General features: G+C 68.8%; 22 protein-coding genes and 1 pseudogene. 10 read left to right on the forward strand and 13 right to left on the reverse strand.

Annotated elements, in window-relative coordinates:
* Window positions 1-76 precede the first annotated feature (76 nt).
* A complete protein-coding gene (locus TL10_RS02505; protein ID WP_043984404.1) occupies window positions 77-493 on the reverse strand; it encodes a DUF7882 family protein in 417 nt (138 codons plus the stop codon).
* A gap of 58 nt (window positions 494-551) precedes the next feature.
* On the opposite strand from TL10_RS02505, the gene TL10_RS31160 reads away from it, so the two are divergent.
* Window positions 552-719 carry a hypothetical protein gene (locus TL10_RS31160; protein ID WP_157850345.1) on the forward strand — a complete coding sequence of 56 codons (168 nt, stop codon included), beginning with the start codon at window positions 552-554 and terminating at the stop codon, window positions 717-719.
* Window position 720: 1 nt separating this feature from the next.
* On the opposite strand, the gene TL10_RS02510 is transcribed toward TL10_RS31160, so the two are convergent.
* Entirely contained in the window at window positions 721-978 is a 258-nt protein-coding gene (locus tag TL10_RS02510) for a hypothetical protein (RefSeq protein WP_131630667.1), read from the reverse strand.
* Between the two features lie 270 nt (window positions 979-1,248).
* On the opposite strand from TL10_RS02510, the gene TL10_RS02515 reads away from it, so the two are divergent.
* Window positions 1,249-2,172 (forward strand): alpha/beta fold hydrolase, encoded by a 924-nt coding sequence (locus TL10_RS02515; RefSeq protein WP_043401526.1) that lies wholly within the window; start codon window positions 1,249-1,251, stop codon window positions 2,170-2,172.
* 97 nt (window positions 2,173-2,269) lie between these two features.
* Window positions 2,270-3,463, forward strand: coding sequence for a permease (locus tag TL10_RS02520; protein ID WP_110788936.1), 1,194 nt, complete (start codon window positions 2,270-2,272; stop codon window positions 3,461-3,463).
* Here the strand turns inward: TL10_RS02520 and TL10_RS29410 are convergent.
* From TL10_RS29410 to cynR, 6 genes are all read right to left on the reverse strand, one after another.
* Window positions 3,460-6,837, reverse strand: a complete 3,378-nt coding sequence (locus TL10_RS29410) for a beta-propeller fold lactonase family protein (protein ID WP_192830163.1) — start codon at window positions 6,835-6,837, stop codon at window positions 3,460-3,462. The two genes, TL10_RS02520 and TL10_RS29410, sit on opposite strands and share 4 nt — an antisense overlap.
* A 112-nt stretch (window positions 6,838-6,949) precedes the next feature.
* The gene (locus TL10_RS02535) at window positions 6,950-7,555 is read right to left on the reverse strand and encodes a maleylpyruvate isomerase family mycothiol-dependent enzyme (protein WP_423136051.1); all 606 of its coding nucleotides are present in this window, start codon (window positions 7,553-7,555) and stop codon (window positions 6,950-6,952) included.
* Window positions 7,556-7,578: 23 nt separating this feature from the next.
* Window positions 7,579-8,058: an SRPBCC family protein gene (locus TL10_RS02540; protein ID WP_043401535.1), complete on the reverse strand. Its 480-nt coding sequence runs from the start codon at window positions 8,056-8,058 to the stop codon at window positions 7,579-7,581.
* Window positions 8,055-8,375, reverse strand: a complete 321-nt coding sequence (locus TL10_RS02545; protein ID WP_043401538.1) for an ArsR/SmtB family transcription factor — start codon at window positions 8,373-8,375, stop codon at window positions 8,055-8,057. The genes TL10_RS02540 and TL10_RS02545 overlap by 4 nt, the downstream gene beginning before the upstream one ends.
* 68 nt (window positions 8,376-8,443) lie before the next feature.
* Window positions 8,444-8,884: an NAD(+)--rifampin ADP-ribosyltransferase gene (gene arr, locus TL10_RS02550; RefSeq protein WP_413784693.1), complete on the reverse strand. Its 441-nt coding sequence runs from the start codon at window positions 8,882-8,884 to the stop codon at window positions 8,444-8,446.
* Window positions 8,885-9,044: 160 nt separating this feature from the next.
* Window positions 9,045-9,953 (reverse strand): transcriptional regulator CynR, encoded by a 909-nt coding sequence (cynR, locus tag TL10_RS02555; RefSeq protein ID WP_043401544.1) that lies wholly within the window; start codon window positions 9,951-9,953, stop codon window positions 9,045-9,047.
* Between the two features lie 104 nt (window positions 9,954-10,057).
* On the opposite strand from cynR, the gene TL10_RS02560 reads away from it, so the two are divergent.
* The 6 genes from TL10_RS02560 (at window position 10,058) to usfY (ending at window position 14,052) form a co-directional block, all read left to right on the forward strand.
* Window positions 10,058-10,285: a hypothetical protein gene (locus TL10_RS02560; protein WP_225433721.1), complete on the forward strand. Its 228-nt coding sequence runs from the start codon at window positions 10,058-10,060 to the stop codon at window positions 10,283-10,285.
* Between the two features lie 41 nt (window positions 10,286-10,326).
* Window positions 10,327-10,797 (forward strand): cyanase, encoded by a 471-nt coding sequence (cynS, locus tag TL10_RS02565; protein WP_043401546.1) that lies wholly within the window; start codon window positions 10,327-10,329, stop codon window positions 10,795-10,797.
* A gap of 120 nt (window positions 10,798-10,917) precedes the next feature.
* Window positions 10,918-11,970, forward strand: coding sequence for a hypothetical protein (locus TL10_RS29415; RefSeq protein WP_043401549.1), 1,053 nt, complete (start codon window positions 10,918-10,920; stop codon window positions 11,968-11,970).
* Between the two features lie 82 nt (window positions 11,971-12,052).
* A complete protein-coding gene (locus TL10_RS02575; protein ID WP_043401552.1) occupies window positions 12,053-12,271 on the forward strand; it encodes a hypothetical protein in 219 nt (72 codons plus the stop codon).
* Between the two features lie 58 nt (window positions 12,272-12,329).
* Window positions 12,330-13,646 (forward strand): L,D-transpeptidase, encoded by a 1,317-nt coding sequence (locus tag TL10_RS02580; protein WP_043984407.1) that lies wholly within the window; start codon window positions 12,330-12,332, stop codon window positions 13,644-13,646.
* A gap of 100 nt (window positions 13,647-13,746) precedes the next feature.
* The gene (usfY, locus tag TL10_RS02585; protein ID WP_043401558.1) at window positions 13,747-14,052 is read left to right on the forward strand and encodes a protein UsfY; all 306 of its coding nucleotides are present in this window, start codon (window positions 13,747-13,749) and stop codon (window positions 14,050-14,052) included.
* Window positions 14,053-14,064: 12 nt separating this feature from the next.
* Here the strand turns inward: usfY and TL10_RS31590 are convergent, their stop codons facing one another.
* Both TL10_RS31590 and TL10_RS02590 read right to left on the reverse strand, forming a co-directional pair.
* Window positions 14,065-14,394, reverse strand: a complete 330-nt coding sequence (locus TL10_RS31590; protein WP_231575701.1) for a GNAT family N-acetyltransferase — start codon at window positions 14,392-14,394, stop codon at window positions 14,065-14,067.
* 18 nt (window positions 14,395-14,412) lie between these two features.
* Window positions 14,413-15,378, reverse strand: a pseudogene (locus TL10_RS02590) (pirin family protein); the annotation flags it as partial.
* An 83-nt stretch (window positions 15,379-15,461) separates the two neighbouring features.
* On the opposite strand from TL10_RS02590, the gene TL10_RS02595 reads away from it, so the two are divergent.
* Window positions 15,462-15,932 carry a carboxymuconolactone decarboxylase family protein gene (locus tag TL10_RS02595; RefSeq protein ID WP_043984409.1) on the forward strand — a complete coding sequence of 157 codons (471 nt, stop codon included), beginning with the start codon at window positions 15,462-15,464 and terminating at the stop codon, window positions 15,930-15,932.
* Here TL10_RS02595 and recD read toward each other — a convergent pair.
* From recD to recC, 3 genes are read right to left on the reverse strand one after another with little or no spacing between them, the layout of a single operon-like run.
* Window positions 15,929-17,647 (reverse strand): exodeoxyribonuclease V subunit alpha, encoded by a 1,719-nt coding sequence (gene recD / locus TL10_RS02600; RefSeq protein WP_043984498.1) that lies wholly within the window; start codon window positions 17,645-17,647, stop codon window positions 15,929-15,931. The two genes, TL10_RS02595 and recD, sit on opposite strands and share 4 nt — an antisense overlap.
* A 41-nt stretch (window positions 17,648-17,688) precedes the next feature.
* On the reverse strand, window positions 17,689-21,000 hold the full coding sequence (locus TL10_RS02605; RefSeq protein ID WP_043984410.1) for a UvrD-helicase domain-containing protein: 3,312 nt from the start codon (window positions 20,998-21,000) through the stop codon (window positions 17,689-17,691).
* A complete protein-coding gene (recC, locus tag TL10_RS02610) occupies window positions 21,000-24,296 on the reverse strand; it encodes an exodeoxyribonuclease V subunit gamma (protein WP_043984411.1) in 3,297 nt (1,098 codons plus the stop codon). The genes TL10_RS02605 and recC overlap by 1 nt, the downstream gene beginning before the upstream one ends.
* Between the last annotated feature and the right edge of the window lie 25 nt (window positions 24,297-24,321).

Consider the following 24,321-nt stretch of genomic DNA (forward strand, 5'->3'; position numbering starts at 1 on the left):
CAGATACCAGCCGGTTCGACTCCGGCCATCCGGGCAAAACTCGATGGAACCGTTCGGCCGCCGCGAACGTCTATATCTACGAGTCCGCCTCTTCGGCCAACTCTCCAGCCGAGGGGGCGGACTCCGCCGCTTGCCGCATCGCCTCATCTGCGAATGGCAGGTAGCGACCTCGTGCAGCGGAGTAGCCGAATCTCACTCCGATCGGCCAGTCCATGGCTTCGAGATACGGGACTACGTCATCCTCCTCGATCATGACGGTTTCGGCGGGATTGCCATAGGCGTCCTCGACGTCGTAGACGAACCTGAGCGGTGTCGCAGGACTGATCCAGTGCCCCGTGTTCGTTTCGTTGCCATCGTCGTCAGCGGCCGCGGCGGTAATGAAATACCCCTTGCCGGTGGCGAATCGACGGGCGGTCGCAACCTGCAGGATCGCGACCGTCTTGTTGTCGTCACCGAAGTTGAGCGTGCTGTCGCCGTACTTGAGCTGTGCCATGGCGCCGACGGTACCGCTGACGTCCGCGTAAAGAGGGCAGGGCCCTACGATTGCCGCCGTGACGGAACCGCATCGGCAGCAGAAGCCCCGCACCCGCTCGCTCGGGGAGCTGACGATGATCGTCCGGCCGCACTGGTCGAAGGTCCGCACCTTCGCCGACGACGAGCTGGCCCTGGCCGAGGCGTACGCCGCCGAGCACGGCGGCACCGTCGAACCGCTGGGCTGACTTAGCGCCGCCGGCGGTACTCGCCCTTGCGGTCGTCGTAGGCGCACCAGCCGCATTCGAGGCACTCGTAGAACACCGCGGCGGTGGCGCCTGTTGGTGGTGATCCCCAGCCGCGGTGGACGTTGCCGCGGATCGGCAGACCGAAGCCCACGGCCGACCAGTCGAGGCCGCAGCCGGGGCAGCACATCGGCATCGAGGAGCCTCGGTAGTTGTCTCCGTCGCCTACCGGCCAGGCGGTGAACCACGACCATCCAGCCACAGCCCAGGACGGTACGGCCAGGCACTGACAGGACGGCTGATGCTTGTTGGCACGTGCCAACATCTAGCCAGGTTTTGCCAGGTCGGCTCAAGATGACATGGCTGTGTTTCCGCAGATAGATACCGAAAACCGCAGGTGGCGCACATATTCGAATCCTGTACCTGCCACACTGGTCAGGCCCCCTTTCGAGGGGGCCTGATTTCGTTTCAGGAGTTGATCGGCTGCCGATCGCCGGCAGCCGAATCGAGGGCGGTCGTTAGGATTTCACGCATGGTCGAGTCCCCAACAGATCGTGACGTCGTGCTCGACGTCGAGGGATCCGGTGTCCAACCACCGGTCGACCCGAAGATTCGTGCGAGATTCGCTCAGCTGGAACGATTTGCGCCCGCCATCGGATCCCGGTGGGCCACCGAGCTGTGGTGCACGCCACCGATCATCGAGCAGAGCCTGCGCATGCCGCCCGGCGTCGCGCCCGGCGCACCGCTGGAAGCGCACTGGGACGGCCACCGCATCGCCGGCGAGTCCTGGGGCGACGGGCCGCCGGTGTACCTGGTGCACGGCTGGGGCGGCCGCCGCCCGCACCTGGGCATGTTCGTGAAGCCACTCGTGGCCGCCGGGTATCGGGTCATCGCGTTCGACCTGCCGAGCCACAACGAGTCCGAGCCGGGCGCGCTCAAGCCGGGACGCACCACCGCCATCGAATGCGCCGCCGCGGTCGCGGCCGTCATCCGCGAGCACGGGCCGGCCCACGCGGTCGTGGCCCATTCGCTCGGCGCCAATTCGGCCACCATGGCGGCGGCGGTCAATGGCGCGCAGGTCGGCCGGTTGGTGCTGCTCGCGCCGATGGGCGACTACCCGATGTACCTGGACCTGTTCGCCGCACGCCACAACTTCGGCCGTCGGATCCGTGCAGGCCTGCAACGGCGACTGGTGCGCCGCATCGGCATGTCGCTGGCCGACACCAACATGGTCAACCTCGGTGCCCGGGCCAACCACCCGCCGCTGCTGCTCATCCACGACCCCGATGACCCCGACAGCCCCTATTCGTCGAGCGAGAAGCTCGCCGCCTCGTGGCCCGGTGCCCAGCTGCTGACCACCAAGGGACTCGGAAAGCTCGCGCACTACCGGATGCTGCGGCACCGCCCGGCGATCACCGCCGGCTTGGACTTCATCTCCGCCGAGCGTGAGGGATGACGAGGAGATCCGGCCGACTTTCCGCGTAAACCCCCACGCTCGATGAAAGGCGCCGCATCGGCGGCGAGCGTCGGCCGCCGGGACTAACGTCAGGCCCGTGGACGCCGCTATCGCTGCGATCGGTCACGCGCTGGCCCTGGCCGGTTCGATGACGTGGGAGATTCTCTGGGCGCTGATCCTCGGGTTCGGGCTGTCGGCGGTGGTGCAGGCCGTCGTCCGGAAGTCGACGATCGTGCGGCTCCTCGGTGACGACAAGCCGAAAACCCTCGCGGTGGCCGCGGGACTCGGCGCGGCATCGTCGTCGTGCTCGTACGCCGCAGTGGCGTTGGCCCGCTCGCTGTTTCGCAAGGGCGCCAACTTCACCGCCGCGATGGCGTTCGAGATCGGCTCCACAAACCTCGTCGTCGAACTCGGCATCATCCTGGCCCTGCTGATGGGCTGGCAGTTCACCGCCGCGGAATTCGTCGGCGGCCCGATCATGATCGTCGTCCTCGCGGTGCTGTTTCGGTTGTTCGTCCGCAGCCGCCTCATCGACGAAGCCCGCGAGCAGGCGGACTACGGCCGCGCCGGTTCGATGGAGGGGCATGCCGCCATGGACATGTCGGTGCAGGGGGAGGGGTCGTTCGCCAAGCGCCTGTTCTCGGCGCCGGGGTTCACCTCGGTGTCGCACGTGTTCGTCATGGAATGGGCGGCGATCCTGCGCGACCTGATCCTCGGCCTGCTGATCGCCGGAGCGATCGGCGCCTGGGTGCCGAACGCGTTCTGGGAGAACTTCTTCCTCGCCGACGACCCCACCTGGTCGGCGATCTGGGGACCGATCGTCGGCCCGGTCGTGGCCATCGTGTCGTTCGTCTGCTCCATCGGCAACGTGCCGCTGGCGGCGGTGCTGTGGAACGGCGGCATCAGCTTCGGCGGCGTGATCGCCTTCATCTTCGCCGACCTGCTGATCCTGCCGATCCTCAACATCTACCGGAAGTACTACGGCACCCGGATGATGCTGACGCTGCTGGCCACCTTCTACATCTCGATGGTCGCGGCGGGGTACCTCGTCGAATTGCTGTTCGGCGCAACCGGTCTCATCCCTACCCAGCGCAACGCCATGGTGATGGACAGCGGCATCTCGTGGAACTACACCACCTGGCTCAACATCGTCTTCCTACTGCTGGCCGCGCTGCTGGTGGTCCGCTTCGTCCGGACCGGCGGCATCCCGATGCTGCGCATGATGGGCGGCTCACCTGACACGGGGCACGACGGCAGCCACGATCACCACGCCGACCACCACCCGCACTAGACGATTCTCAACACCCGTCCCGTCGTGGTGTATGTGCCGGTCCAGAAGTTGTAGGAGACGGAGCTGGTCAGCGCCCGGCTGCCGTCGGCCGTCAGCAGCGGATTGCTGCCCACCCCGGTGAGGACGCCGCCGACCTGCGTGCCGTTGGTGGTGTTGATGACCACCAGCTGGCTGCCGGTGCTGACCACCGCGCGGGTGCCGCCGCCGCTGAGCACCAGGTAGCCGCTGTCGGGCTTGAGGGTGATGGTGCTGCCCACCTGTAGGCCGGTGGTCGTATCGATCACCGCCACCTGCGATGTGGGGACGCCGGTGGTGTTGAAGTTGCTGCTGATCGTCATGGCCACCGCACGCCCGGTGTCAGGGCTGTACTGCACGCCGTTCTGGAAACCGGTGAGCGTCGTGGTGTTGCCGACCTGCGCGCCGGTCGTCGTGTCGAGCACCGTCAACCGCGCGGTGTTGACGCTCGTGGCGCCGTTGTAGACATTCGTGATGATGAGCGCGCGGCTGCCGTCGACGCTGATCAACCGGGAGCCGAATTCCTCGCCCGCGAGGTTGAGGGTCGTGCCGGTCTGGGCGCCGGTGAGGGTGTCGATCACGACCACGTGGGTTGCGGTCGTATCACTGGCGATGGTCACCGCGCGGCTGCAGTCGGGGGTCATCAGTAGCGAGTGCCACGCGCCGGGGAGCGTCACGTCGCCGATCTGGTTGCCGGTGGCGAGGTCGACGGTCGCGAGCTTGGTGGTCACCACATCGGTGACCGGGTCCTGCTGCGTCGCGGTGATCAGGACGCGCGTCCGGTCGGCGCTGAGCTCGCGCGCCCCGTCGCCGTCGACGACGACACCGCTGCCGACGGGGGCGCCGGTGCCGGCGTCGAGCACCGCCAGCCGGGTGGTGAACACATTGGTCACCGGGTCCTCGGTCCGGGCCATGAAGGCGATGCGGTTGCCGGCTGCGTTGAATACCGGTGCGCCGTAGGGAATGCCTTCGCCGTCGAGGCCCTGGGTGGTGCCGACCTGCGCGCCGGTTGCCACGTTGAGCACCGTCGCCTGCGTGGTGTACCCCGACGCGAAATCCCCGATGCGGTTGGCGATCACGGCCCGGCCGCCGTCGGGGCTCAGCACCGGCGGGGCCAGCTCGTTGCCGGCGATCTCGATGGTGGTGCCGAGTTGCGTACCGGTGGTGGTGTCCAGCACGGCGACGCGCGTGGTGTCCGGGGCCTCCCAGATCGGGCGGCTGGTGGTGATCAGCGCGCGGGTGCGGTCGGCGTTCAAGACGGGCGATTCCAGCCGGTCGCCGGTGACGGAAACGGTGGCGCCGGTCTGGGCGCCGGTGAGCGTGTTGATCACCGCGACCTGTGTCGTGCCCGAGGCGTAGGTACTGGTGAGGGCGCGGCTGCCGTCGGCGGACAGCAGTTGGACGCCGACTGCTCCCGGCATGGTGAGCGTGGTTCCGGTCTGCTTGCCGGTGGCCAGGTCGATCACCGCCAGCTGCGTCGTCGTGGTGCCGGCGGCGGTCATCACGGCCCGGGAGCCGTCGGCGCTGAACAGCGGCGCCGCGGGCTTGCCGGCGATGGCCACGGTGGTGCCGACCTGCTTACCGGTGGCGGTGTCGATCACCGCGACACGCGTGGTGCTGGTCGTCGCGAACGGGGACGGGCCGGTGATGACCAGCGCGCGAGTGCCGTCACTGCTCAGCACGGTCGAGCCGACGCCGGTGACACCGACGCTGCCGATTTTCGTCGCCGTCGTGGCGATGAGCGACGGCTGCACGAGCACGCGCACGGTGCGATCGGTTGCGTCGGTGACGTAGACGGCGCCGTTCGGAGCGACGGCAACGGCGTGGCCACCGGTGGCATCGGTGTCGAACCTGACGGTGCTGACGACGGCCGAAGTGGCTGTGTTGATCACCGAGACGGTGTCGTTGGCGTTGGCGACATAGGCGACGCTGCCGTCCGCGCTGACGGCCACCGAGCTGGGGGAGGGACCCACCGCGATCGGATTGGGCGCCACGGTGTTGGTCGCGGTGTCGATGGTGGACAGCGTGCTGTTCTGGTTCGCCACATAGAGCTTGCCGCCGGTGCCCAAGGCCAGTGCCGTGGGTTGGGTGCCGACCGCGATGCCGGTGACGCCGAGGGTGCCGGTGTCGATCACCGAGACGGTGCCGCTGCCTTGATCGGCGACGTACACCTTGCCGGTGCCGAGCGCGAGGGCTGTGGGTTGAATGCCGACGACGACGGTATTGGTGACGCTGTAGTTGGTGGTGTCGACGACCGACACCGTGTTGCTGCCCTTGTTCGCCACATACAGGCGGCCGTCGCCGCCGACAGCCAATGCGCTGGGCGCGGTGCCCACCGTGATGTCCTTGGACGACGTGCTCGGGCTGGCGTCGATCCGCTTGTAGCCGACGGTGTTGATCACCGACACCGTGCCGCTACCACTGTTCGCGACGTACAGCCGGGTGCCGTCAGGGCTGAGGGCCAGCGCGCTAGGCGCGGTGCCCACCGAGATGTCCTGCGAGAACCAACTCGGATTGGCGTCGATCCGCTTGCCGGTCGCGGTGTTGATCACCGACACCGTGTTGCTGCCGGTGTTGGCCACGTAGAGCCGGCCGTCGGCGCCCACCACCTCGGAAGTCGGGTTGGTGCCCACCGAAACCGACTTCGAATAGTTCAGCCAGGGGGCCGGGACGTTCGTCGTCGCCGCCGTGGGGACCGGCTGTGCGGCAGTGGCCACCACCATCGGCTGTGCAGGTGTGGTGGCCACGGGCTGACTGGTCGACGCGACCGCGGCGGGTTTCGTCTGTGGCTCAACCCGGGTGCGGGTGCCCCAGGCTGCCAGCACCGCTGCCACCGGCGCGAAGTCCGGGGCCACGGGACCCCCGGTCGCCGAGGAATCCAGGGACGGTGCCGATATCAGGCTGACGGCGCCGTTCGTAACCGTCGGGGTGGACGGGACCGACGGCGTCACCGCCGATGTCGCGACGGCCGTGGCGGCCACTGCCCGCGGCGTCGGAGCCGATGTCGTTTCCACGTCGGTCTTGAGGGCGCGCGGTGTGGGCTTCTTCGTCGACCCGGTGACGGTCTTCGCGGTCGTCTGCGTCTTCGCGGGACTGTCCGCCGCCGTCGGTGCGGGTTTGGTGGCGCGCTGTTTGTCGCTGCTCGCCTTGCCCGGCGAGCGCTTGTTCTTGCCTGCCTTCGCGGCGGGCTTCGTGGCGCGGGCCGTCTCCGGCGCGGCGTTCTGTGCCGGCGCTGAGGTGGCTCCCGGATTCGCGGCATCGTCGGCCCACGCCGTGCCCGGCGTGCTCGCGATCGCGAAACCGACCCCGAGTGCCACTGCCAACCCCCCGACCCGTCCGACGTACGTGGCGTTGTTCATGGTCGGTCCTCTCGCGCGGCCCGATTGAGGGACATATGTCCCTCTAATGGGAATACCGCATGCGAGGCCGGATGTCTGCAGTACGAACGGCCGATTTTTCCGGGGTGTTCGGTTACCGCAATCTCGCCGCGAGAATGGGCTGACCCGGGCCGCCCAGTTCATCGACGGCTGCCGGGCGTCCGGTCATCGCCATCAGCACGGCCTCGCCCGTGCCGAGCACCTCGGGTCCCGCGCCGTGCTGCCAGTCGACGTCGGTGGCCCGCAGCCGCAGCCCCCGGATCCGCCGGCCTGCGCCGAGCCGCGGATTGCCCGGGATCGCGGGCAAGATGCGTTCGAGGCGCTCGGCCGGGATGGTGCGCGGATGGCCGAGCGCCCGGCGGATGTCCTGGTGATGGACCGTCCCGTCCACCAGCCCGATCATCCCGCCGAAGCCGGACGTGAGTCCCTGCGGACGCAGGTGGGCATCGAGGAAGTCCATCAACTGCGCAGGGGTGTAGGCCGCGAAGTCCCGCACGCCGACCTCGTTGGCGCGCACGATCCACCCGCGGGCGAAGCGCTGCAGCAGGCCCGCGACGCTGAGCTCTTCGTAGCTCACGACATGTGCGACAACGTCTTTCACCGACCATTCGGTGCACAACGTAGGGGCCTGCCAATCGGCGTCGGACAGTGTCCGCAGATAGGCGGCGAGGTCGCGACGCTCCTCGTACGCGAGGTCCATCACGGAACGCTGCGACGGCATGGTCACGCCTCCGCGGCGACGATGTCGTGGTATCGATTCAGGTACAGCGGCCAGCCGGCCTCGCCGTCGACCCCGTCTGCCACCGACCGCCAGCCGGCGCCGTGGCGTTCCAGATGCCGGTGCTCCAGATCGACGCGCGTCCACCCGTCGGCTTCGGCGGTGAACCGCACTTCGACCTCGCTGGTTTTGCCGGTGTCTGATTCGACCTGCCATGTCGGCCCGATGTCCCACGAGAACACCACGCGGCTCGGCGGCTCGTAGGCCAGCACACGCGCCCACCGGCACGTGCTGCCGTCCGTTCCCACGTCGTAGATGTGGCCGCCCACATGGGTTTCGAACACCGTCTCGGCGATCGGGACCGCCAACAGGTTGTGGTCGCGGGGCTTGATGGCGTCGAAGCGGCCGACGAACAACGCGAACGCCCTGTCGATCGGAGCCGCCACGACGACGCTCTTGCGAATCGGTGCCACCTCGGTCGTCATGAACCTTTCCCTTCTTCGTCGGCGAGTTGCTTGAACGCCGTCAGTGTCGTGTCCCAGAACATGTCCAGCTCAGCCCGCAGGGCCTCGATGCCACGGGGGTCGACCTGGTAGATGCGCCGGGTGCCGACCTGGCGGTCGGTCACCAGTCCCGCGCAGCGCAGCACCTTGAGGTGCTGGGACACGGCCGGCCGACTGACCGGCAGTCCGTCGGCCAGCTCGCCGACCGCACGCGGCCCGGCGGCCAATCGTTTGAAGATCGTCCGCCGGGTGCGGTCGGCGAGCGCACCCCATGGATCGGCCATTTCGTAAGTAGTCACTAACGGTAAGTTTAGGCTTACGGATGTCGATTGAAAAGGGTTGCGGCGGCTTCGGCTGGTGTTGACCGTCAGTCGTAGATGACGGCGAGGCCCCGGCGTTGCAGGTCGGCCAGGCCGTCGCGCATTGCCTGGAGCTGCTCGGGCGAATGCCCGACCCAGTCGGTGAGTTCGCCGACGACGCGGACCGGCTCCCGGGTCCGGAATGAATGGGTCGGGTTGCCCGGCAGCTTCTTGTCCGTCACGTTGGGGTCGTCCTCCAACTCGCCGACGGGCTCGACGAGGTAGATGCGGCACCGGCCATCACCAGCCGCGAGTTCGGCTCCCCATGCCGCGGCGTCCAGCGTCCGTGTGACGTAGACGTGGTTGGAGACCCGGCCCTCTTCGTAGTTCGACGCACGCCCCGGTACCAGCAGATCCCCGATCGCGAGATCGGCTCTGGTGCCGTGCAGCAGCGCGCCCGACTCGTGCAGTTCGAAAGGCTTCGGCGTGTTCGTCATGACATCCCCCATTCGTCGTACCGCCTGGCCGGACGATTGTGCGGCACCACCGGGGCCTTGCGGCAAGCCCCGGGGTGTGCCATAAATTGAGAGTGGGAGGAACGTTCACCAGACGTTCCCCGATCCGATCGGCACGTGAATTACGTTGCGCGACAAGGCTTTCTCCTGACAATCACCCTGGCGGTGCATAGCCGCGATCCGTGACGAGTTCGTGCGTGAGCCGGACGAACGCGGAGGCGGCCGCGCTGTGGTAGCCGCCGTCGCGGCGCAGGATGGCGACGGTTCGGGTCGGAATGGGTGGGTCCAGCGGCACCGGCGTCAGGTGCGGATGGTCGTGGGTGACGGCATCCGGCAGGACCGTCGCGAGCGGCGTGCGCTGCACGATCTCGGTGAGGGCCTGGACCGAGTTGGCTTCGACGATGATCCGCGGGTCCACATGGTGTGCCGCGAAATAGGTGTCGATATGGGTCCGGGTGAGGAAGTCGCTGCTGAGCAGCGCCAGCTGGACGTCGTCCAGCGCGTGGACCGGCAAGGCGCCCGGCAGGCTGGCGGCCCGCGGGCCGCTGGTCACGAGCCCGAGGTGTTCGGTGAACAGCGCGGCGAACTCGATGCCCGGCACGGGAGCCCCCATGAACGCGATGCCGACGTCGAGATCGTCGGCGAGAAGGCCCGCTTCGATGTTGTCCTGCGACATCTCGACCACGGTCAGGCTGACCCCGGGATGGCGGGCGTACAGCTCGGCGGTCAGCGGGCCGATCAGATACGTGATGAACGTCGGGGTGATGCCCAGCCGCAAGTGCCCGCGGGAGAGGTCTTGGACGTCCTCGATGGCACGCTCGGCGGCGGCCAGTTCGCGGAGCGCGCTGCGGGCGCGCGCGGCGAACGCGGCGCCGGCATCGGTGAGCCGCACTGTCCGCCCGCCGCGGTCGAGCAGCTGCACGCCGAGCGTCGTTTCCAGCTGTTTGATCTGCTGGGAGAGCGTGGGTTGCGACACATATAGCTCCTCGGCGGCGCGGGAAAAGTTGCCGTGTTCGGCGACGGCGAGGAGATATCGCAGGTGACGGAGCTCGAGTCCAGCCATGCCGCCAACAATAGATGCTGTCTATGAAAATGGTGAAAACTAGCTATTGGACGTTATATGTGCTGTTCGTACATGGTGAATGCAGCAAGAAAGGAAACACCATCATGAAGAAGAACAGCCTCGGCGCCATGACAACCGGGTTGGCCGTCGGCGCATTCGCCGCGCTCGCGATCGGACTGGCCGCTCCGGCATCGGCCGACAACGGCGGGACGGTGGCACTGCCCGGCCCGGTTCCCGTATACGCGCAGGACACCTTCATCGGCGGTGCCAACCCCTACGTCCCGTTCGGCACCAACCCGATGGTGCCGTACGGCACCTGGGCACAGCACTGACGCCCGTTCGACTCACCACCCGCCCACCGAAAGGAAATCCCGTGATCCACGCACAGTTCGACCCCACCGCCCGTCAGCTCCTCGCCGCCGCGGCTGTCGAGGCCAAGACCCGTATGGACCTGTCCTGGCAGCAGATTGCCGACGCCGCCGGTCTGTCGGTGGCCTTCACGACGGCTGCCGTTCTCGGTCAGCACGCTCTTCCGGCGGAATCGGCGAAGGCCGTAGGTGCCCTGCTGGGTCTGGACGACGACGCGGTGCGGTTGCTGCAGACCATCCCGACCCGCGGCTCCATCCCCGGCGGCGTGCCCACCGACCCGACCATCTACCGCTTCTACGAGATGCTGCAGGTCTACGGCACCACCCTCAAGGCGCTGGTTCACGAGCAGTTCGGTGACGGCATCATCTCCGCCATCAACTTCCGGCTGGACGTAAAAAAGGTTGCTGATCCCGATGGTGGCGAACGTGCCGTCATCACCCTCGACGGCAAGTACCTGCCCACCGTGCCGTTCTGATATCTGCTGCCGACTGCCCTAATATGATGGAGTCGGCCGCAGAAATTTTCGCAACGGCAAATTCTTGTGGCAAACTAGACGAAGGCCGCTGACGGCCGGCTTCGAGAGGATGGACTCAGCGTGGCGACGCACCTGCGCATGGCGGCGGTGACCTGGCTGGTCGCCGCACCGGTATTCGGTGCCGGCGTAGCGAATGCCGCGCCCCATGACGTGCCGCTTTCGCCGGGTGTTTCAGCTGAGACAGGTGGGGACAGTTCGAGTCCTTCGCGCCCAGGGCTGTCGTCCATCGGCGATCTGCACAAGGTGTTCGGCGGCCTGACCACTGCCGCGACCACGGCCGGAACCGGCGCGCTCAGCGGCTTCGGTGTCGCGCCGTCGGCAGGCCAGCAACTGACACCCAAGTTCGGCGACGGACGCAACGGCACCAACGTCTCGTCCACGAACTCGTCCTCGAATACATCGACCGGCTTGCCGTCGGGTGTCGTCGGCACGACCGGGAGCACGGCCGCCAGCGAATCCGAGGGCGTTGCCGAAACTCCCACCGCCACACCATCTGTCCAGTCGGTCTCGGTTCCGCTGGTCCAGGCGAGCGTGGCGGCCGGTCAGGTAGCGGTCGTTGTGGCAGACGCGCCGATGGCGCCGGTGACGGCGTTGACGGGTCCGCTGCCCGCGGTCGTGGGTGAGCCGATCCGGAGCGTGGCTGCGCTGCCCGGATTTGCTGTGGCGCAGGCGCTGCCGGTGGTCGACGGGTTGACCGCGGCAGCGGCGTCGCTGACGTCGGCCGCCATCACGCCGCCGTCCGGCGTGCCGCAGGCCGTCTCCTTCGGCCGTGACTTCGGGTCCCGCGGCGGGCCACCGGCATCCGGTGGGGCGCAGTCCAATTCACGCTTTGCCGGCCACACCGGCGCCGCCGGGGAACTGCCGGTGCGCGGACCCGCACCGGCTGATCGGGTCTTCGCGGCCGACAACGCCGTCGTCGTGGCGGCGCCGTATCGGGCCGGGTACTCGGACGACCTCCGCGCGGCCGGCCTCGGTGAGGTCGCCGCCGTCGCCGTTCCCGGTTTCACCGGCCTACTGGTGCTGACCGGCGCGGGTGGGCTGATCGGCTTCCGTCAGGCCCGTGCCGGCCGCGCGATGCACGGTGGCACCCTCACTCGATTCGCGAGTCAGTAGCCCGCCCTCCTTTTGTCGGTGACTTCACGACGCAGAGCACGCTGTGCGTCGTGAAGTCTTTTGTGGCTGAAGGTATTTGCTCGTGGTGGCGCTGATGTTGCTCAAAGGTGTTGGTGTGCAGTACCTTTGGCTGAACGTGCTGGTCAGCGCGTCGCCGTCCGAGACCGGTGAAATGCTGCGAAATCAGCGGCTACCACACGTCGGCGGGCGTTTGCCGGCCGACACGCCGACGCGACGCTGTGGTGAAATCGGAGCGAGCTCCATCCGACGTGCAAAGAACCCGGCCGACCGCTTACTCTGATGCGGTACCTCGAGTACACAAATCAGACAATCCCTGGCCGACGCCGAACTTTGGAGCTGTGTTGACGTCATCCCGCCGTGTTCGTGGCGCCTGGCTGGCTGCTGCGCTGGCCGTCCTTGCCGTGCTCGGTGGGACAGTGGTGTCGTCGACGTCGCGCTGCCAGGAGGGTTGCAAGGTCGTCGCTGCATCGCGCGACCTGTCCGTTTCGCAGCCGGCCGCGCCCGAGCCCGCCGCGCTGCGCGTCACGCCGGCCGGTGGGGCGAAGGACGTCAGCCCGGCCGCGCCCGTCAACGTCACGGCGGCCAGCGGCACCATCACCGCGGTGACGATGGTCAACGGCGCCGGAAAAGAGATTCCCGGGACCCTCGGACCCGACGGCAAGACCTGGGCGCCCGCCGAACAGCTCGGCTACGGCCGCAAGTACACGATGACCATCGAGGCGCGCGGCCCCTCGGGCATGCCGTCGCGGCAGACGTCGAGCTTCACCACGCTGGACCCCACCTACCAGACGGCGGTGTACCTCAACACCGTGTCCGGCGCTTCGCTGCAGGAGGGTGGGACCTACGGTGTCGGCGTCGTGGTCACCGCGCACTTCGACGAGAAGATCGAGGACAAGGCCGCCGCCGAGCGCAACCTCGTCGTCACCACCAACCCGCCGGTTCCCGGTTCGTGGCACTGGGTCGACGACGCCAACGCGCACTGGCGCCCGGAGAAGTACTACGCGCCGAACACGACCGTCACGGTCGCCGCGAAGATCTATGGCCTCAGGCTCGGCGACGGCACCTACGGCCAGCAGGACGAGCATGTTTCGTTCCGGATCGGCAATGCCCACGTTTCCGTCGCCGACGACCACACGCACCAGGTCAGCGTCTTCGACAACGGCAAGCTGGTGCGCACCATGCCGACCTCCATGGGCATGGGCGGCACCGAGTCCGTCGGCAACACCGTCATCTCGTTCTGGACGCCGCCCGGCGTCTACACCGTGATGGACAAGGCCAACCCGGTGATCATGGATTCCTCGACGTTCGGGTTGCCGGTCGGCAGTCGCCTGGGCTACAAGGAGACCATCCCGTGGGCGACCCGGATCAGTCACGACGGCATCTACCTGCACCAGTTGAACTCGACGATCTGGGCGCAGGGCAAGCAGAACACCTCGCACGGCTGCCTGAACCTCAACAGCGAGAACGCCAAGTGGTTCTATGACTTCTCGGTGCCGGGCGACATCGTCGAGGTGAAGTTCACCGGTGGCGAGCCGCTGAAGCTGAGCCAGAACGGCGACTGGAGCATGCCGTGGGACCAGTGGGTGCGCGGCTCCGCGCTGCCGCCGCCGCCGGTTCCCGTCGCACCCGCCGCCGCGCCGCTGCCGCCGCGCTAGTCACCCCTCGCGGGACCAGTCGGGCCAAGTGTGAACTATCTCACTATGACCCGTATTTCGGCGTAGCCTTAGGGCATCTTCGGCAAGGAGGGAGATGCGAATGAAGGGCGCGCATCACGATCCGGTGGACCATTCCCGAACTACGCAACCGCACGCCGGTGAATCCTTCATCGACACCCTGTGGCTGCCCGGCCTGGGCCTGATCGCACTCGGCATCGTCACCATCGCCGGCTTCGTCTTCGCAACCGCGTTCGGTCACACGGGGCTCGAGCTACCGCTCGGCCTCATCGCCGGCGCGCTGGTCACCGCAGGGGCGCTCATCATCACCTTCGAGCATCTGCGGGTCAAGCGAGTCGAGCAGCGGTGGCTGGCCGACCATCCCGAACGGCGCCTGCACGCAGGCTGACCGCCCGGTGGTCTAGCGCGGCAGCAGCCGCAGAATCTCCGGCGTCCGCGGATCGAGGATGTCGTCGAAGTCGTGGTGCTTCTCGACGTACGCCTTGACCATGGGGCAGATCGCCACGATGCGCTTGCCCTGCTCCCGGGTGATCGCCAACGCCTGGGCGATCAGCACGCTGGCCAGCCCGCGCCCGCCGAACGCCGGGTCGATCTCCGTGTGGTAGAAAACCCGCTGCTCGCCATGCTCGATGAAAGCGGTGAGCCCCACGGACTTTCCCTCGACCGCGATGCTGAACCGGTCGGCTTCCTGGGTCACCTCGACGGGTGCGCCGTTCTTGTCGGTGAGCATTACTGGGGCCTTTCCTCCGGTGGGTGGTTTCCGCGGGACCAGACGGGTGGTCGGTAGCGGGGGAGCGGGCAACCGCGCCGGCGCACCCTGGTAACCGATGACTTCGCCGAATTGTTCGGATTCGGCCTGCCACTGATTGCGGTACTCGACGATCTCGTCGTGCGTGCGCCCGACGAAGTTCCACCACATCAGCAGTTCTTCGGTGAACGGCGTGCCACCGAGAACGACGGCGCGTGCCGGTTCGGCCCCGGTGTTGGCGAGGGCCAGGCGCGTGGATCCGACGCCCTGATAAGCCAATTCGTACGGCTGCACCGGCGTGCCCGCGACGGTCAGCGTCCCCTGATCGAGCAGCACGGCGTGCTCGAAGGTGGGGTCGACCTCGAACTCGACTGCGGCGCCCGCCGGCAGATCGACCTGGGCGCCGAGCAGCGGAGTGTGCGTGTGCACCGGCGACTGCTGCCCGGCCAGTGCGCCGAGAAAGACCGACACCGTGGCGCCGCCGAAGGAAACCGGCTGTGGCGCATAGTGATCGAAATTGCGGGGACCGTGGCGTGCGGCGTCGGGCAGCGCGACCCACAACTGGACACCGTGCAGGACGGTCGTTGCCGGGGTGGAGACCTCCGAGTGGCAGATGCCGGCGCCGGCCGTCATGAGGTTGAGCTCGCCGGGCCGCACCATTTCGTGGACGCCATGCGAATCGCGGTGCTCGATCTCGCCGCTGAACAACCAGCTGACCGTCTGCAGACCGGTGTGCGGATGCGGCGGGACGTCCATCCCGGCCTTGGTGCGCACGTCTTCCGGGCCGTAGTGGTCGGCGAAACACCACGCGCCGACCAGCGAGCGCTCACGTTGCGGCAAGGTGCGACGGACCATCATCGCGCGCGGACCGCCCAGCGGCACCTCACGCGGCTCCAGAATCTCGATGCGGTTGGGAGGCCCGGCGGCACAGTCGTATTCGATGGGGTCTGCCTCAAGATTGCTCACGATTCGCCTTCCAGGCTGCGTACCATCGTCGCGTTCGCTCAGACCATACCCGCGCCGTCCTGACCGCAACCTGAAAGTAGGCAATGGACACCACCGAACCGGGCCTCGCGCACGTGCACATCGACAAACAGTCGCCCCACGCCTACCGGGCGCTGGTGGCGGTGGCGACCGCGGTCGGCAAGACCGCCGCCGAGGCCGGGTTGCCGCCGGCGCTGGTGGAACTGATCAACACGCGGGTATCGCTGATCAACGGCTGCCCGTCGTGCCTGGAGATTCATCACCGGCGCGCGGTGAAGGCGGGCGTCACCGAAAAGCAGCTGGCGACACTGCGTGCGTGGCGTGACACCGAACTGTTCTCCGAGCAGGAACGGGCCGCGCTGCGGCTGGCCGAGATCACCACGACGCTGCCCGACCACGACACCGCCGAACGCGAATACGCAAGGGCGCGAGCGGTACTGAGCGACGACGAGCTCTCCGCGGTCATCTGGGTGGCCACCGCGATCAACGCCTTCAACCGGGTGTCGATCCTGAGCCGTCACCCGGTGCGGCCCTAGGTACTGGCCCGCAGCCGGTCCCGCAGACCCGACGCGCGCAGCGCCTGACGTTCGACCGCCGCCCGCACCTCGTCAGCCGACCCGACGATGCGCACCTTCTTCTTCGCGCGCGTGACCGCGGTGTAGAACAGCTCGCGGGTCAGCAACCGGGAGTCGGCGGGCGGCAGGATCACCGTCACCTCGTCGGCTTGCGAGCCCTGGCTCTTGTGGATGGTCAGCGCATACATGGTCTCGACGTCGACGATGCGGCTCGGCGAGAACTGTTGCGTCGCAGTCGCACCCGCGACGTACACCTGGACGCCGTCCGGCCCGGCGGCGACCAGGCCGGTGTCGCCGTTGTAGATGCCCAGTGCGTAATCGTTGGTGGTGACCAGCAGCGGGCGGCCGGGGTACCACGGTGACCAGGTGGCTTGTCCCGTCTCGTCGGTGATCCAGCGCTCCACCTGACGATTCCAGTGCCGAACCCCATACGGCCCGTCGCGGTGCGCGCACAGCAGGCGGTGCTCGTCCATGGCCGCGAGACCGTCGTCGCCGGCGCCCAGTAGCGCGCATTCGCGAACTCTCAGTGCGTGGCCCACTAGAGCCGGGCGCAACACCGCGGCCGGGTCGGGATCCTCGACGAATTCGATGGCCGGATCCCCGGCCCGCAGCAGGGCCAGCACCTGATCGGCGGCACCGGACCGGATCGCTTCGGCCAGCCCGCCGATCGCCGCGCCGAACCGGTGCGTGGTGCGCAGCGCCGCGATCTGGATGGCCGGGTGGTCGGCGAGCCCGTCGACCAGATCGGCGAGCACGGCGCCCGCCTGAACCGAGGTCAACTGGTCGGGGTCGCCGACGAGCAGCAGCCGGGCGTCGGGCCGGACGGCCTCGAGCAACCGGGCCATGAGCGTCAGCGACACCATCGAGGTTTCGTCGACGACGATGACGTCGTGCGGCAACCGGTTGCCGCGGTGGTGCTTGAACCGCGAGGCGCTGTCGGGGCGCCCGCCGAGCAACCGGTGCAGCGTGACGGCCCGCAGCCCACTGAGCCGCTCCTGGTCCGCGGCATCCAGCTTGTCCACCTCTGCCGAGACCGCTTCCTGCAGCCGGGCGGCCGCTTTTCCCGTCGGCGCCGCGAGTGCGATGCGCAGCCGGCCCGGGTGCGCGGCCTGCGCCAGGAGCGCGAGCAGCCGGGCCACGGTGGTGGTCTTGCCGGTGCCGGGGCCGCCGGTCAGCACCGTCACCGGTTGCGTCAGCGCGAGTTGCGCTGCGGCCCGCTGCTCCGCGAAACCCGTTGGCGGGAAAAGTCGTTCGAGCTCGATATCGGTGACGGACTGCGATCCCTGCGCCGACAGCGCCAGCAGATCGGTGCACACCTGCTGTTCCTCGCGCCAGTAGCGGTCGAGGTACAGCAGCCGCTCGTGGTCCAGCCGGATGGCGGTGCCCGTCAACGGGCTGCCCGCGACCGCGGCGATCAGTTCGCCGGGAGCCGGCCACGGCAGGTCGCCGTCGGCCCCGCTGCCGACGTCCTCGGCGACGGTGGTGAGGTCGACGCACACCGAGCCTTCCCGCAGCGCCCGGACCGTCAGCGCGACCGCGAGGGCGACGACCTCGCCGGCCTCGTCCGCCAGCGCGCAACATCTCTGGGACACATGGATATCGGCCGCGTTCAGTACTCCGGCGGCGTTGAACGTCGCCAGCAGACCGGTGGCCGCGGGTACCTGGCGCCAGTCCATGGGGTCGGGCAACCGGTCCGGTGTCGCCTGCAGCGGTGCGGTCATGATTCGCGTCCTCGATCCAACAGGTCGGACAGCCCGCTCACCAGCTCGACCGGGGGCTGCCAGCTGAACACCCCGCACGGGTGACCGTCGACGACGGGGGTCGCCGGTCCGCACATGCCGCGGACGAACAGGTACGCCACGCCGCCCAGATGCTGCTCGGGCGCGTAGTCGGGCAATCGCCACCGCAGGAACCGGTGCAGCACAACCGAATACAACAACGCCTGCAAGGGGTAGTCGGAGTGCATCATGGCCTCGGCGAGCCGCGGCGCCGTGTAGTCCGCCGCCGTGTTCTCGGTGCCGAAGTCGCCCAGCCGGTTGGTCTTGTAATCGACCACCAGATACTTGTGGCCTCCTTCGCCCGGCACCCGCAGCACCGCGTCGATGGAGCCCGACAGGTAGCCGTGCAACCGTTGCTGCCCCAGCGGTTCGGCCTGCAGCCGGGCGCCGTAGGCGGACAACGGATCCGACGCCGGCAGCAGCGCGCTCACCAGCGCGCCGACGTCGCCGAGCCGGATGTCCCGCGCCGCGTCGGGCCGATCCTGGCCACCACCCAGCGGCATCTCGAAATCGAGTTCCCGCAACCGATCCCGCAATCCGATCTGCCGCAGCGTCAGCCCCGGCGCCAGCGGACCCAGCGGGGTGTCGTGCATCGGCACCAGGGCCGTGGCGAGCTCGCCGGTCGGCACCTCGACGTTCCACAGCCCGGACTGCTCGTCGATGCGGGCTGCCAATTCAGACGTGAGATCCGCGGACAGGGGATCGGCCCGTTCGAGCACGGCGTGCACCAACGAACCGAAGGCGGCGCCGGCCGGCAACTGCGCCATCGGCGACGGCAGATCGCCGGGCAGTGGACCCGGCGGTGCCTCGGTGACGACGTCCGCTGATTCGTCGTCCCGCAGCGTCGTGTTCGGTTCGCTGCTCACGGTCTGCCCGTCGTCGTGCACGACCCGGACCAGAGCCGAATACGACGTCCGGCGCCAATGGGTGTCGATGCTGCGATGGAAATGCCGCACATCCAGGTCCAGCGGTGCCGACGGCGCCGGCGGAGACATCGGCGTCACGGGCTCGGCCGCCTCGACCACGGGGCCACCTGCGTGCTCCCACGCGGTGAAACAGGCCATCGCGTCGTCATCCGAAACCGTCTGTGGGACAAGGGTGTCCGGTACGGCGTTGGCACCGGGCCGGCGGCCCCGCAGCAGCCGCGACAGACCGCCGTTCTGCTCGTCCCGCGACGGCGCCCACCACGCCACCACCTGCGACTGGGCCCGGGTGAGCGCCACATAGGTGAGTCGGACGTTGTCCCCGGCGATCTCGGCCAGGCCGGCCTGCTCCGCCGCGCCGCGGTCGGTGGCCCCGGCGCCACCGAGATGCAGACAGCGCGTGCCGTCGGTGTCGTGGAACCGCAGCACGGTGTCGGCCTTGACGAACCGGTTGAACCCGAACGGCAGATACACCACCGGGAACTGCAGGCCCTTGCTGCGCCACACCGTCATGATCTGCACCGCCGCGGCGTCACTGTCCAGACGGCGGTTGCGTTCGGCCGGGCCGCCGCGGTCCTTCAGCTGGCGGCGCAGCCAATCTCGCAGGGCGGGCAGGTGATAGCGCTCGCGGTGCGCGGTTTCGTGCAGAAGTTGGCTGACGTGCGCCAGGTCGGTCATGTGCCGCTCGCCGCCTCGATGCCCGAGGACCCGTTCGGGCAGGCCCAGCGATACCGCCGCCTCGAACACCGCCGCGATACCGCGATCCCTGGCCAGACCCGCCCAGTGCCGGATGGTGGTGGTGATCTGGTCGGTCAACTCGTCGCCGCCGGCAGCCAGATCCGCCGCGCGGTGGCCGAAGAACATGGTGGTCGCAGCGGCCCGCGCCACGCCACTGCGATTGGGGGTGTCGAAGGCATCGAGCAGCCGCAGCCACTCGGCCGCCGCAGCCGAGGCGAACACATCGGTATCACCCGAATACACCACCGGAATACCCAAGTCCAGCAACGCATCCCGGCACGGTACGGCGTCCAGGCCGCTGTCGACGATCACCGCGATGTCGCCGGCGGTCAGCGGCCGGCCATCGAACTGTGCGCCGCTGGCCAGCAGCACCGAGATGTCCGCGGCGAGATCCTTGGCGATGTACGGCCGCAACTGGCCGATCGGGACCATCCTGCGCTGCGGCGTCCCGAACTCCGTGCGCGCCACCACCCGCAGCCGGAACGGATCGTTGCGCGGCGCCCCGGTGAGTCGGTGACGGTCGGTGCGTGCCTCGACGGGATGCACCACGATGTCCACGTCGCCGAGGGCTGCACCCTTGAGCACCGTCTGCAGCCGGTCCACCAGAACCTTGTCGCTGCGCCAGTTCTCGGCCAGGGTCAGCCGCTGGTCGGCGCTGCGGGCGGCATCCAGATAGGTGACGATGTCGCCGCCACGGAACGCGTAGATGGCCTGCTTGGGATCGCCGATCAGAACGACGGCGCTGTGCCCGACGAAGGCCCGCGAGATCACCTGCCACTGCACCGGGTCGGTGTCCTGGAACTCGTCGACCATGACGATCGGCCAGCGGCGGCGCATCCGGTCGCGGGCCGGTGCGTCGGACTCCTCCAGTGCGGTGGCCAGCCGGCTCAGCAGGTCGTCGAAGCTCAGCACCCCCTGCCGGCGTTTGCGGCGTTCGAGTTCTTCGAGCACTCCCGCGGCGAATGACAAGCGTTGTGCCGCAACGCTGTCAGGGTCGGCGGTCGCGGGCCGCAGCTGTGCGCTGGGATCGCCGACGACCCGCTTGGCCAGGTCGAGCGCATCGGCGAAGCTCAGTGCGGGCTCGTCGCGCCGGTCTCCGTAGGTCGTCAGGTACAGGTCGGAGACGATCTCTTCCACGAGATCGTCGAGGCTCTCCACCAACTGGGCGCCCGAATCGGTGTCACCGGCGATGCCGAGGGAACGCAGCACCAGACCGCAGAACTCGTGCGTGGTGGCGATGGTCGCGGCGTCGAAATTCGACAGTGCGGCGCGCAGGCGGGCGCGGCGCAGGACCAGTTCGTCGGGCGCGGCGGCGGCCAGGTGGCGGATCAGGTCGTCCGCATCGGCGGGCGGATCATCCAGCGCGGCAACGGTCTTCACCAACTGGGCCCGCACCCGTTCCCGCAGTTCCCGGGTGGCCGCACGGCTGAACGTGATCAGCAGCATCTGGTCCAGCGTGGCGGCGCCCTCGGCGACGTACCGGGTCACCAGGCCGGCGAGGGCATAGGTCTTGCCGGTACCGGCGCTGGCTTCCAGCACCGTCGTCGTCGCCGGTTCCGGCAGCGGGCCGAGCAGGTCGAACGCGTCCATCAGATCCGCCGTTCGGCATCGAGCAGCGGCCGCCACAGCCGGGACGCGTAGGCCCCCAGGCGCGTGTTCTCACCCGGCACGGCGACCTCGTCGGGCCGCGGCGCGTCGAGGAGCATCGCCAGTGGCGCGCTCGGTCCCCACACTTCGACATATTCGGCGCCGTCCTTCTCCCAGCGCCACTCCGAATCGGCACCCCGCTCAGGTACCGGGTCGTCGAACTGCCGTGCCCGCGCCCATTCCAACGACGTCTTCAGCGGCAGTGGCAGCGGTTCGCGCCGGCCCGCGTCGTAGATCGCGACCAGTTCGCGCAGCACCGAAAGCGGTTGCTCCGGAGGCTGATACGCCATGGCCTGCATGGTGTTCCGCGGACCACGGCCGATGCAGTACGCCTCCCACTCCCGCTCCGGTGCGCCCGCGGCCAGCGCCACCAGGGTGACCCAGGCCTGCAACCGGTGCTTGGCGCCCAGCTTCGAATAGGTGACCGTCACCGTCCGGTCCTGCCACAGTGGGGCGACGGTGCCGGTGAGCCTGCGCCCGGCGCCCAGGTCCACATCGATATCCAACGCGCCGGCCTCGCCCCGCTGCAGCGTCCGCGCGGCCGTCGCCAGTTCGATGGCCTCGCCGCGGATTTCGCGGGCCTGACGCCAACCGAGGTGTCCCGGCGGCAGCGTGCCGCGCCGCCACTCGGCGCCGATGACGAAGTCGGGATCCCGGCCGATCTTCAGGTCGTCGAGCATGCGTTCCCCGACCGCCCACTTTCCGAGGCCGTCGATGGCGACCGGGATGGCATCGGACAGTTCGTCGGTGTCCCACGGCAGCGTGTAGTCCAGCGCCCGGAAGAAGCCCTTGACCGGGTTCGTGAAGAACCTCAGCAGCTCGGCCAGTTCGACGTCGCCGCAAGGGGATTCGTCCAGCGGGCCATCGATCAACCGTGGCTTCGGCCGGCGTTCCCCGAGGACGGCCCTGGCCCCGCGCAACGCTGCCGGGTCATAGGTGAACGGCCGGTCGGGCACCAGCCCGTCGCGGGCGACGGTGCGAATATCGAAGGGCTGCAACGGGTGATCGGCCACGATGCGGCGGCGCACCGGCTCACCGGTGGTGCGGTCGAGCGCGTCGAGCAGCTCCTGCACCGGGACCGCCGGCGGCCGGTGCTCACCGGAGTGCTCGTCGGTGCCGGTGTAGGTGATGACCAGGGTGTCGGTGGCCGAGCAGATGGCATCGAGCAGCAACTGCCGGTCCTCGGAGCGGATGTCGCGTTCACCGGTGAGCGGATGACGGGCCAGGACGTCGTCGCCGTCGGCGATGCTGGTGCGTGGGAAGACGCCGTCGTCGAGCCCGACCAGACACACCACCCGGTGCGGCACCGAACGCATCGGGACCATGGTGCACACCGTCAGGGTGCCGGTGCGGAAGTTGGCGCGCGTCGGGCGACCGGCCAGTTGCCGTCGCAGCAGGGACCGGACATCGGGCAGCCGCAGCGTCGTGCCGGACCGAGATCCCGCGTGGGTCAGCACTTTCGCCAGTTCGCGGTCGAGTTGCCCCTGCTGCCACTGGTCGTCGGCACCGACCCGCGTGAGCTGCGCGATGCCGTCCCGCAACACCTCGACCCAGTCGTCCAGCGGCTGCGCGCCGGTGAGGCGGTCCACGACGCCGCGCAGTCGCTGCACATACTCCGCCAACCGGCCTGCCAGTTCGACGCGATTCGAGTCGACGTCGTCGAGCGGCAACGCGGTGCCCAGCCAGGCCTGCGAATCGTCGGACATCGCGGCGCCCACGAGCAGCCTGTCGACCCCGAACTGCCATGTGTTCTGCGGGTACCGCTGCAGCTCGTACGGGGTGCGGTGCGCCGCGTCGAAACCCCACCGAATGCCTGCTGCGCCAACCCATTCGGTGATGTCCACCAGGTCGTCGTCGCTGAGCGCGAAGCGTCGGCGCACCGGATCGCTGTGCGCCAGGCTGAGCACCGCGCTGGCGGTGGCCCGGCCGTCCGCGATGTCTAGCAGTTCGGCCAATACCCCCAGTAGGGGATTGGTCTGGGTCAGTGCGCGGTCGGCCAACCGGACCCGCAGGCCCTGGGCCGGGTGGCCCCGGTCGGCATGCTCACCCGCCCCGAACGCGGCGGTGATCAGCGGTGCGTAGGTGTCGATGTCCGGGCACATCACCAGGATGTCGCGTGGCTGCAGGGTCTCGTCGTCGTCGAGCAGGCCCAGCAGCACGTCGCGCAGGACGTCGATCTGCCGGGCCGCACCGTGACAGCGATGGATCTGGACGGACCGGTCGTCCCTCAGCAGCTGACGCGGCGGGCCCGGCCGCACCTCGTCGGCCGAGATGTCGGACTGCAGCCAGCCCAACAACGTGTCGGGAAACCCGCTACGGGGATGAAACTGATCGGTCTGCGCGGCGGGCAGACCCCGTTGCAGCTCCCGCAGATCGCGGCCGAGGGTCTGCAGCAGCGGATGGCTCACCCGCAGTCGGCTGGTGTCCCCGCGCCGGGGCTCCTGACCGCGTAGATCGGACAGCGTCTGCCACAACGGGTCGCTGGGATGCGGCAGCCACAGGTGCAGATCGTGATGGGTGGCCAACGCCCCGAGTAGTTCGAGGTCGGCTGCGGGCAGTCGGGTATGCCCGAACAGGGACAGCCGGGCCGGCAGCGCCGACGGTGAATCGATCAGGCGGGCAATGGTTTTCGCTTGCCGTACCGAGGGTGGGTCGGCGTCGATGCGTGCGGCCGTCGCCCGCCACAGGTGCGGTTGCCAGAGCAGGTCGTCGTCCAGCCGGCCGCCCGCGCCGTCGGAGCTGCCGCCGTCGCACCAGTCGGCGAGCATCGCCGGCCGCGCTTTGGCGTAGGTGTCGAACAAGCCCGCCAGCCGCCGGGCCACCGCGTACCGGCGGCCCTGTCGCAGCTGGGTCTCCTCGGGGTTGCCCAGTTCGGCGTAGCCCAGGTGCGTGGCGAGGGTGTGCGCCCAATCGGGGTGGGTCTGGCCGAGGTCGTCAAGCTCCTCCAGCAGCGGCCACACCATGGCGTCGGGGTCCCACGGGTTGCTGTCGACTGTGCCGGTGATCTCCGCGAGAAGTGATGTGGGGGAGCGGAATTCGATGCCCGCGCACACCCCGTCGGCGGCCGCGCCCTGGCCGAGCACATGGGACAGCTGCTGGCTGAGCCAGCGTTCCATGCCACGCGCGGACACCAGCACCAGCTCGGCGGCGAATGGATCCGCCGGCGGCTCCGCGAGCAGCGCACCCAGCCCGGCGGCCAGCGCGCCGGTGTCCTCGGCTCGGTGCAGGTGTAGCGCCATCGGACCACCCTAGGACGGGGCACCG

The sequence above is a fragment of the Mycolicibacterium llatzerense genome (assembly GCF_000878195.1).
Classification (GTDB): domain Bacteria; phylum Actinomycetota; class Actinomycetes; order Mycobacteriales; family Mycobacteriaceae; genus Mycobacterium; species Mycobacterium llatzerense.

Coding starts and splice junctions, on each gene's coding strand:
- TL10_RS02595 (WP_043984409.1), top strand. CDS start 15,462: ATGGACACCACCGAACCGGGCCTCGCGCACGTGCACATCGACAAACAG.
- TL10_RS29410 (WP_192830163.1), bottom strand. CDS start 6,837: ATGAACAACGCCACGTACGTCGGACGGGTCGGGGGGTTGGCAGTGGCA.
- TL10_RS31590 (WP_231575701.1), bottom strand. CDS start 14,394: ATGCTCACCGACAAGAACGGCGCACCCGTCGAGGTGACCCAGGAAGCC.
- TL10_RS02505 (WP_043984404.1), bottom strand. CDS start 493: ATGGCACAGCTCAAGTACGGCGACAGCACGCTCAACTTCGGTGACGAC.
- TL10_RS02605 (WP_043984410.1), bottom strand. CDS start 21,000: ATGGACGCGTTCGACCTGCTCGGCCCGCTGCCGGAACCGGCGACGACG.
- recD (WP_043984498.1), bottom strand. CDS start 17,647: ATGGACTGGCGCCAGGTACCCGCGGCCACCGGTCTGCTGGCGACGTTC.
- TL10_RS02535 (WP_423136051.1), bottom strand. CDS start 7,555: ATGGACCTCGCGTACGAGGAGCGTCGCGACCTCGCCGCCTATCTGCGG.
- recC (WP_043984411.1), bottom strand. CDS start 24,296: ATGGCGCTACACCTGCACCGAGCCGAGGACACCGGCGCGCTGGCCGCC.
- usfY (WP_043401558.1), top strand. CDS start 13,747: ATGAAGGGCGCGCATCACGATCCGGTGGACCATTCCCGAACTACGCAA.
- TL10_RS02540 (WP_043401535.1), bottom strand. CDS start 8,058: ATGACGACCGAGGTGGCACCGATTCGCAAGAGCGTCGTCGTGGCGGCT.
- TL10_RS02560 (WP_225433721.1), top strand. CDS start 10,058: ATGAAGAAGAACAGCCTCGGCGCCATGACAACCGGGTTGGCCGTCGGC.
- arr (WP_413784693.1), bottom strand. CDS start 8,884: ATGGGGGATGTCATGACGAACACGCCGAAGCCTTTCGAACTGCACGAG.
- cynR (WP_043401544.1), bottom strand. CDS start 9,953: ATGGCTGGACTCGAGCTCCGTCACCTGCGATATCTCCTCGCCGTCGCC.
- TL10_RS02515 (WP_043401526.1), top strand. CDS start 1,249: ATGGTCGAGTCCCCAACAGATCGTGACGTCGTGCTCGACGTCGAGGGA.